We start from the raw sequence: 1,362 nt of genomic DNA on the forward strand, positions 1-1,362 counted from the left end.
GGTGACGCATAATTTCTTTCGCAAATTGACAACCGCATAGCGGAACACGGCCCGCGCCCCGTCATATGATTTCTAGCGGCTAAACAACAAATCAACGACGAAAGGGGCACGGGCCGTGTCTGCGAACATCGTAACAGTCGACGAGGAGTCGCTGCGCAAGGACATAAAGAATCTGGTGAGGAAGACCGTCGAGGAGACGCTCAACGCGCTGCTCGACGAGGAGGCGTCCGAGCTCGTAGGGGCCGGGCGCTACGAGAGGACGGCAGGCCGGGAGGCATACCGCAGCGGCCACTACGCGAGAAAGCTCGTCACCGGGGCAGGAGAGGTCGAGCTCAACGTGCCGAAGCTGCGCGGCGCGACCTTCCAGACGGCCGTTATCGAGCGCTACCGCAGGCGCGAGACTTCGGTCGAGGAGGCCATCGTCGAGATGTACCTCGCGGGCGTCTCGACCAGGAGAATCGAGGACGTCTCCGAACTCCTCTGGGGAGCGCCCGTGTCCTCCGGCACCGTCTCCAACCTCAACGAGAAGGCGTTCGCGTCCATCGAGGCCTGGCGCCAGAGGCCGCTCGAGGGCGATTACCCTTACGTTTTCGTCGACGGCATCTACCTCAAGCGCAGCTGGGGAGGGTCCTACGAGAACGTGGCCGTTCTGGTGGCCATCGGCGTCAACTCCACCGGCGACCGGGAGGTCATCGGCTGCGCGGAGGGCTACACCGAGTCGGCGGACTCGTGGCGCGAGTTCTTCTCGTGGCTCAGGGGGCGCGGGCTCTCCGGCGTGCGGCTCGTCACCGGCGACAAGTGCGCGGGGATGCTCGGTGCGCTCGAGGAGGTGTTCCCCGGGGCACGCTACCAGCGCTGCACGGTCCACTTCTACCGAAACGTGTTGGGAAGGGTGCCCGTGACCAGGAGGAAGGCCGTGGCGCGCATGCTGAAGGCGATTCACGCGCAGGAATCGCGCGAGGCGTGCTCGAGGAAGGCGGCGGAGGTGGCGGACGAGCTGGACGGGATGAGGCTCGGCGCGGCCGCGAGGACGGTGCGCGACGGCTTCTCCGAGACTCTCGCCTACACGGACTTCCCGCCGGAGCACTGGCGCAGAATCCGGACCAATAACGGTATCGAGCGCATCAACCGCGAGATCAGGCGGAGGACGAGAGTCGTAGGGACCTTCCCGGACGGCAACTCGGCCCTGATGCTGGTGACGGCGAGGCTGAAGTACATCGTGGAGCACGAATGGGGCAAGAGGAGGTACCTGGACATGTCGAAGCTGGAGGAGATGGACGAGCTGAGCAAGGAGGCGGAGGGCTAGAGCAAGGCGGGGCCGAGGCCGCCTCGATCAATTTGCGAAAGAATCTTGACGGTACC

1 protein-coding gene is annotated in these 1,362 nt (G+C 64.8%); it reads left to right on the top strand.

All coding sequences use genetic code 11. The features are described 5' to 3' along the window. Window positions 1–115 precede the first annotated feature (115 nt). Window positions 116–1,306, top strand: coding sequence for an IS256 family transposase (locus DXD48_RS08315; RefSeq protein WP_117564810.1), 1,191 nt, complete (start codon window positions 116–118; stop codon window positions 1,304–1,306). Window positions 1,307–1,362 lie beyond the last annotated feature (56 nt).

The sequence above is a fragment of the Collinsella sp. TM05-37 genome (assembly GCF_003436455.1).
GTDB lineage: Bacteria > Actinomycetota > Coriobacteriia > Coriobacteriales > Coriobacteriaceae > Collinsella.